Origin of the sequence: Nostoc sp. UHCC 0251, assembly GCF_034932245.1 — a bacterium.
GTDB lineage: Bacteria > Cyanobacteriota > Cyanobacteriia > Cyanobacteriales > Nostocaceae > Nostoc.
This window is the reverse complement of the sequence record NZ_JAYGHD010000169.1, coordinates 1-7,006: the sequence shown is the minus strand read 5'-3', so window position 1 is coordinate 7,006 and position 7,006 is coordinate 1. Positions and strand designations below refer to the sequence as shown.

Below are 7,006 nucleotides of genomic sequence, written 5' to 3'. Positions count from 1 at the left end.
TTGCATATTTGCGGGATGATTTTGCTAGTTTTGTGGGATGGGCATCTTGCCCGTCCCTTGTATTTTAGGGATCTCGTGTCGCACACCCTACAAGAATCATCCCTTGATTTAGCAACGCCAAATATTCTATAACCCACGAAAGATTTAGATATCTTCAGTACTTTCTAATATCAGGGAATATACTTTACTCTCCCCATTGCACTTATGGAATCGTATGACGTTGTAATTATTGGCGCTGGTCATAATGGTTTAGTTTGTGCTGGCTACCTGCTAAAAGCTGGTTACAGCGTCCTGTTATTAGAAGGGCGATCGCTCCCTGGTGGTGGTTGCACAACTGAAGAACTTATGCCTGATGAAGCGCCTGGTTTTAAGTTTAGTCCTTGCGCGATTAACCATCTCTTCATTTTCTTAGGGCCAGTCATCCAAGAGTTGGAACTGCATAAGTACGGCTTGGAATATCTTACCTGCGATCCAGTTGCCTTTTGTCCCCATCCAGATGGTAAGTATTTCTTAGCTCATCAATCTATAGAAAAGACTTGTGCGGAAATTGCCCGTTACAGTCAGCGTGATGCTGAAAAATACGCTGAATATGCCGATTTTTGGCAGCGCTTTATTACAGGGATTGCTCCTTTCTTCAATGCACCACCTAAATCAATTGTTGATATTGCTGGTAATTACAATCTCAATAGTCTGCAAGACTTATTTTCCCTTCTAGGTGGTTCTAATACAACCCTTGATTTACTCCGTACCCTACTCAGCAGTGCCACAGATAATATTAACGAGTACTTCGATTCTGAGTTTGTCAAAGCACCTCTGGCTAGACTCTCAGCCGAACTGAGTTCCCCTCCCTCACAAAAAGCTATGTCCTTTGGGGCGATGATGATGATGTTGCGTCATAATCCTGGTATGGCAAGACCGCGTGGTGGTAGTGGTGGACTTGTGGAAGCTTTGGTGAAAATGGTAAAAGCTGAAGGTGGTACGATTCTCACCGACCAAAAAGTAGAAAAAGTCTTGGTAGATAATGGTAAAGCGGTTGGTGTGCGGGTTGCTGGTGGCAAAGAATATCGTGCGAATAAAGGTGTAATTTCAAGTATTGATGCCAAGCGCTTATTCTTACAACTGATGGATAGTAGCGATGTCGATAATGCCGATAGCAACTTGCGCGAAAGGTTAGACCGCCGCATCGTCAACAACAATGAAACCATCCTCAAAATCGATTGTGCTTTATCTGAACCCTTGCGTTTTGTCCACCACAATCACCAAGATAATTATCTGATGGGTTCTATTCTGATTGCTGATTCCGTCAATCATGTAGAACAGGCTCATAGTCTGATTACTCTGGGCAAAATTCCTGATGAAGACCCATCAATGTATGTAGTAATGCCTACCGGACTCGACCCATCAATGGCACCGGAAGGCAAGCACACATTATGGATAGAGTTTTTTGCACCTTATCAAATTGCTGGTGCAGAAGGTACAGGTTTAAAAGGTACGGGTTGGACGGATGAACTGAAGAACAAAGTTGCAGATAAGGTGATTAATAAACTGGCGCAGTATTCGCCCAATCTGCAACATTCAATCATCGCTCGTCATGTCGAAAGTCCGGCTGAATTGGGAGAACGGCTAGGAACTTATAAAGGTAATTATTACCACATCGACATGACCTTAGAACAAATGCTTTGCTTCCGTCCGTTGCCGGAATTGGCTAACTACAAAACATCAATTGATAACTTGTATCTTACTGGTGCTGGAACTCATCCGGGTGGTTCAATTTCCGGTTTGCCGGGACGCAACTGTGCGCGTGTGTTTTTGCATAATGAGCAACCCATCGCTCAGAAAATCAAGGAAGCAGGAGGTTCAATTAAATCTGCGTTTGCATCCGTCTTGAGGAAGGAATCAGACTAAGAGGTTGTTTGTAAAGTGGTGGGTGATGTATCACAAATTTTAGATCCTCCTAAATCCTCCTTAAAAAGGAGGACTTTGAGAAGATTATTCCCCTAACGAGTCGATGCAATGGCATAACGGGTCGATGCAATAGCATTACAGGTTAAGGTATAAAACAGTTTTAAAAGACTTTTGTGTACACGATAGCCTTATTAAAGAGAGGGATGTTCTATAAGACAGGGTGAGGTTTTTGGGTAAATTTTGTGAGGTTTTTTGAGCAAGTTCCTGATACTTCTTAGCACAAATGATCAAAAGCCTATAAAATCCTTACAGATACTTCCTGTGACAGTTTCAAATTCCCCACTAGACAGAGAACTGCAACCGTAATAGTAACTAAGATGTGGGTGTAAGAGAGTTATTAAGGAATATTTACAATGGCAACTGAAACTAACAAAGCGATTGATTTATCTACTGAAGCTAAAGCCTATAACGGTGTCGATCGCAATGCTTGGATTTTTGGCTGGAATCCCCAGCAAGAACTATGGAATGGACGTTTAGCGATGATTGGCTTCGTTTCTTACCTACTTTGGGATTTGGCTGGCTATAGTTTAGTGCGTGACGTACTCCACTTGGTTCGCTAATTCTTCACTAATGATTTATCCCCCCTTGGGGAAATAATTCAATAAATAACAATTTAGGAGCGTTGTAATAAACCTACTCGTGAATTAGAGTCTAATGCCGAGGTTATATATGGACGCACTAATACAATAATTCCGAAGGAGAAAAATATGATAACTAAAAACACAATACATGCATTAGGAGTATTTACTAATTCTCAAGGAATAGAGCAAGCAATTAATGAATTAAAAACTGCGAACTTTCCTATGGAGCAAGTTTCTGTCATCGCAAAAGATATAGAGCAAGGCGATCGCGTAGGTGAAGCGCAGATAAGCGATGGGCTACGCCCCACCTTCGGTGATCGCATCGGTGATCAAGATGTCAATACAAGCGGGCCAGTAAAAGAAGCACTAGCAGCAAGTACTTGGGGTAGCGTGTTAGTTGGTTTGAGTAGTTTAGCACTTCCCGGCTTAGGAGCTGTACTCGCAGCAGGTTCTGTAGGTGTAGCATTAGTCAGCAGCGTGGGAGGTGTTGCTGTGGGAGCCGCAGCAAATCAGAATTTACTGAAGGCACTAGGCGATTTAGGAATCCCTGAAGACAGAGCCAGAGTTTATAGTGATCGCCTCCAGCAGAGTTATTATTTGCTCATACTAGAAGGCTCAGAAGAAGAGATTCATCGTGTTGAACCGATATTACGCGATCGGGGTATTGAATATTGGGGCGTTTATGATTCTCCGCAGGCTTCAAATAGTGAGGAAAATTAGCACTTTGTTCATAACAAAAAAGTTTTTCACAGGTGCTGCTATATCTGTGTATTAAATCCAGAATCTTTAACGAATTCTTATAGCAATTTCAGTGAGGGTCTTAAACCCTTGCTCTCTTTGGTCGCGGCAGGAAACAGAGTGCAGTTTTCCTCCTGCCTTTCTTGATAAATTTTAATTCCCAATCCCCAGTACCCAATACCTTTTAAGGAGTAACACTTATGAAATTAAAGCCAATCAATCAACAGGTCGTTTCCGTCGTTGGAGCCTCCAGTGGTATCGGACGGATCGCAGCTCTTGAGTTTGCTAGACGCGGGGCAAAAGTGGTAGTCTCCGCTCGCGGTGAATCGAAGCTAAAGTCTTTAGTAGAAGAGATTCACAGCTTTGGCGGCGAGGCAACTTATTGCGTAGCCGATGTGGAAGTATTTGACCAAGTTAAGGCGATCGCAGATAAAACTGTGGAAGTGTACGGGCGACTTGATACATGGGTACATGTCCCCGCTGTCGGCATCTTTGCCACTTTCGACAATACAACACCAGAAGAGTTTAAGCATGTTATTGATGTCGATCTCATGGGACAGGTGTATGGTGCAATGGCGGCCCTACCCCATCTGAAGCGTGAGGGAAGGGGAGCATTGATTCATGTCTCTTCAATGGAAGGTAGGCGATCGCTCCCCTACCAAAGTGCTTACTCGGCAGCGAAGCATGGGGTTGAGGGTTTTATTGAAGCGATGCGCGTTGAGTTGCAACATGAGAAATGGCCTATTAGCGTCACAAGTGTAAAGCCAGCAGTGATTAATACCCCCTTCTGGAACAATGGGCTGACGAAATTAGGCGTAAAGCCTTCTGGGATACCACCTTACTACGAGCCTAAACTTGTAGCTGATGCTATCCTCTATGTAGCCGAACATCCAACTCGTGACTACTTGGTTGGGGATGTAGCTAAAATATTAGACTTGGTACAGCGCATTTCACCGCCATTAGTAGATTCACTGTTACTGCTCGTTGGCTTCAAGTTACAGCATAGTTCCGAGCCGAAGTCTGAAGATGCATCGAATAATTTTTACCAACCTGTTGCTGAAGACGACAGAGTTGATGGAGATTATGGTAACTTAGTTATACCTAGTGTTTCCGATTGGCTAGAAAAAAATCCGGTTCTTCAGTGGGGTGCGATCGCTGGTACTGCTGCATTAGCGTTGTTAGTAGCTCAAGTAATCAAAGAGCAAGGATAAATGCAGTAGTTCCCCTTAAAAAGGCTTGCTCTAATTCTTTCCTTTTTTAGTCAGAATTCAGGAGTCAGGATCAACACGCTCGTTCCTCTCTACGAGACGCTACGCGTAGCCTTTCGTAGAGAAGGCTTTACGCTGCACTAAGCTATTTGCTGTGTGGTACAGAATTTATTCTGAATTCTGGCTCCCGAATTCTGTTCGATATATAAAACCCGTAAATTAAATGATGGACAAAAATTTCAGGTTGTAAAATTGTTTATCAGCCTGATTAACTTTTATACCTATCTTCCCTTATTAGATACTTTAGTTCAAAATGACATCAGAAAGCCTCATTCTGTTATTTTCTATGACACACTCCTCAAACTAAGTACTGATGCTTATTTATGTATATATCTTGGTTATAGCTATACAGATGACTTATGTGGGGCTGAAGGAGTAGAAATGAAATGTATTTTGATTGACAGCGAACAAGGAGATCAAGAGCTAAGTGAACAGGGAGTTGAAGACCTTTTTCAAGTTGAAGATAGGTTATTTCTTACCCAATCTTAGTTAACTATGATTACCGAAGAAGCAAAATAAAATACACTAGCTGCCTAATAGACAATTTGCAATGCAAATTCTTAAAGTACTAACCAGAGTCTATCTTAGTCCAATAGATTTAGATGAGGCGATCGCTTTCTATGAAAATCTCTTTACAGAAAAATGTTGGTTATGGTTTCAATATTCCGAAGCAGAGTTGGAACTCGCAGGTGTGGGTTCTATTCTTTTAATTGCTGGTTCGGCAGAAGCACTCTCTTCATTCAAGAGTACACACGCAACATTTCTCGTTGACTCACTCAATGATTTTAGAGAAGCACTGACTCAGCAGGGTGCAGTGATTCTGGCGGAACCGAACAAAGTTCCCACTGGAGCCAATATGCGAGCGATGCATCCTGATGGAACTATTATTGAGTATGTTGAGTTTGGATGATTAATTTTTAGCCCACAAAGGATGTGCTGTGAAGGCTGCAATCAGATTGGCTAATGAAAGTGATGCGTTAAAAATGCTGGCAATTTATGCGCCAATTGTGCGGGAAACTGCAATTTCCTTTGAGATAGAGCCTCCCAGCAAGATGGAATTTCAGCAGCGTATCCAAAATTATCAACAGCAGATGCCTTGGCTAGTATGCGAAATTAAGGGTGAGCTTCTAGGCTATGCCTATACTACTCCCTATCGGACTCGTGCCGCTTACCAATGGTCTGTGGAATCATCGGTTTACGTCAATGTTGAGCATCGTAGAAAGGGAGTTGCTAAAGCTTTGTACACTTCTCTTTTTAGGTTGCTGCAACTCCAAGGATATTACAATGTTTTTGCTGCAATCGCTTTACCTAATTCAGCAAGTGTCGCTGTGCATGAGGCTATCGGTTTTTCACCTGTAAGTGTATTTCGTAGAGTTGGGTATAAGTTTGATGAGTGGCACGATGTCGGATGGTGGCAACTATCTCTGCAACAAAAGCAACTACTAACTGTAAATCCACCTCTCTCTCTGCTAGAAGTTCAAAAATCGCCTTTGTGGAATGAAGCCTTAGAAAGTGGACTGTTGTTACTTCGCGTTTAACTTTGGTGTTGCCATTAGGTAGTTCATCACTGCGACAACATTGATATGGTACGTTTAATCATATCCACTTACTTAGTGATTAATTGTTTATATTACTTTTTATAACAGTTTGAGAAACTCACACTAAATATCTAGCTGCTATGTAATAATAGAAAGTGAGAATTAATTCGGCGACCGCGTTTGTTTTTATTATTGACAGGCTTTTTCCTTTTGGTATTCACAGACTTTTCTCCGAAATCTAAAACTCTACACATCTATGATTTTGGAGACAATTTATGTCAGTTTATGTAGGCAATCTTTCTTACGAAGTTACAGAAGAAGGTTTGAATGCTGTGTTTGCAGAATATGGTTCTGTAAAACGGGTTCAGTTACCTACCGACCGTGATACAGGTCGTATGCGTGGCTTTGGTTTTGTGGAAATGGGCACAGATGCTGAAGAAACAGCTGCTATTGATGCTCTTGATGGTGCTGAGTGGATGGGACGTGACCTTAAAGTGAACAAGGCTAAACCCAGAGAAGATAGAGGTTCCTTTGGTGGTAATCGGGGAAACAATAGCTTCGGCAATCGTTATTAAGATTCAGAGATATAGCTATTGAAGCTAATCTATAAATTGAATTTATTTGTGGCTCAGGCAGGAATGCTTGAGCCTTTTTACTGCAAAACTTGCTTGATAATCAATACTGTTCGGTTAAGCATTTTTAACTTGTAATCTGGTTTTGGGAAAAGGTTACTGGGTTTGGGTTAAAGGTTTTTCTTCTACTTTTTCCCCTTCCCCTTTCCCCCTTAACCGAAAGGTATTGGCTTGATAATTACTTGTTTTGCTTGTTCGCTAGTACTAGGGCGTGTTTTCTAACTTGTTATAAGTAAGTGGGTGCTAAAATTTCCCGCTATGTAACAGAATCTTAATCAGAGGGT

8 protein-coding genes are annotated in these 7,006 nt (G+C 41.9%); all 8 read left to right on the top strand.

All coding sequences use genetic code 11. The annotated features are described in order from the left end of the window. The first annotated feature begins 204 nt into the window (after window positions 1–204). The 8 genes from crtO (at window position 205) to VB740_RS16390 (ending at window position 6,665) form a co-directional block, all read left to right on the top strand. Window positions 205–1,905, top strand: a complete 1,701-nt coding sequence (crtO, locus tag VB740_RS16425) for a beta-carotene ketolase CrtO (RefSeq protein ID WP_323201035.1) — start codon at window positions 205–207, stop codon at window positions 1,903–1,905. 413 nt (window positions 1,906–2,318) lie between these two features. Continuing rightward, a complete protein-coding gene (locus VB740_RS16420; protein WP_323201034.1) occupies window positions 2,319–2,525 on the top strand; it encodes a high light inducible protein in 207 nt (68 codons plus the stop codon). A 147-nt stretch (window positions 2,526–2,672) separates the two neighbouring features. After that, window positions 2,673–3,266 (top strand): hypothetical protein, encoded by a 594-nt coding sequence (locus tag VB740_RS16415; RefSeq protein ID WP_323201033.1) that lies wholly within the window; start codon window positions 2,673–2,675, stop codon window positions 3,264–3,266. A 218-nt stretch (window positions 3,267–3,484) separates the two neighbouring features. After that, window positions 3,485–4,495, top strand: a complete 1,011-nt coding sequence (locus VB740_RS16410; protein WP_323201032.1) for an SDR family oxidoreductase — start codon at window positions 3,485–3,487, stop codon at window positions 4,493–4,495. A 249-nt stretch (window positions 4,496–4,744) separates the two neighbouring features. Further along, a complete protein-coding gene (locus VB740_RS16405; RefSeq protein ID WP_323201031.1) occupies window positions 4,745–5,041 on the top strand; it encodes a hypothetical protein in 297 nt (98 codons plus the stop codon). Between the two features lie 61 nt (window positions 5,042–5,102). Then, a complete protein-coding gene (locus tag VB740_RS16400; RefSeq protein WP_323201030.1) occupies window positions 5,103–5,462 on the top strand; it encodes a VOC family protein in 360 nt (119 codons plus the stop codon). A 28-nt stretch (window positions 5,463–5,490) separates the two neighbouring features. After that, window positions 5,491–6,090 (top strand): arsinothricin resistance N-acetyltransferase ArsN1 family B, encoded by a 600-nt coding sequence (locus VB740_RS16395; RefSeq protein WP_323201029.1) that lies wholly within the window; start codon window positions 5,491–5,493, stop codon window positions 6,088–6,090. Between the two features lie 275 nt (window positions 6,091–6,365). Then, window positions 6,366–6,665, top strand: coding sequence for an RNA-binding protein (locus VB740_RS16390; RefSeq protein WP_323201028.1), 300 nt, complete (start codon window positions 6,366–6,368; stop codon window positions 6,663–6,665). Window positions 6,666–7,006 lie beyond the last annotated feature (341 nt).

What these genes read in the sequence shown, in the direction of transcription:
- crtO (WP_323201035.1), top strand. Translation starts at nt 205, where the DNA reads ATGGAATCGTATGACGTTGTAATTATTGGCGCTGGTCATAATGGTTTA.
- VB740_RS16420 (WP_323201034.1), top strand. Translation starts at nt 2,319, where the DNA reads ATGGCAACTGAAACTAACAAAGCGATTGATTTATCTACTGAAGCTAAA.
- VB740_RS16415 (WP_323201033.1), top strand. Translation starts at nt 2,673, where the DNA reads ATGATAACTAAAAACACAATACATGCATTAGGAGTATTTACTAATTCT.
- VB740_RS16410 (WP_323201032.1), top strand. Translation starts at nt 3,485, where the DNA reads ATGAAATTAAAGCCAATCAATCAACAGGTCGTTTCCGTCGTTGGAGCC.
- VB740_RS16400 (WP_323201030.1), top strand. Translation starts at nt 5,103, where the DNA reads ATGCAAATTCTTAAAGTACTAACCAGAGTCTATCTTAGTCCAATAGAT.
- VB740_RS16390 (WP_323201028.1), top strand. Translation starts at nt 6,366, where the DNA reads ATGTCAGTTTATGTAGGCAATCTTTCTTACGAAGTTACAGAAGAAGGT.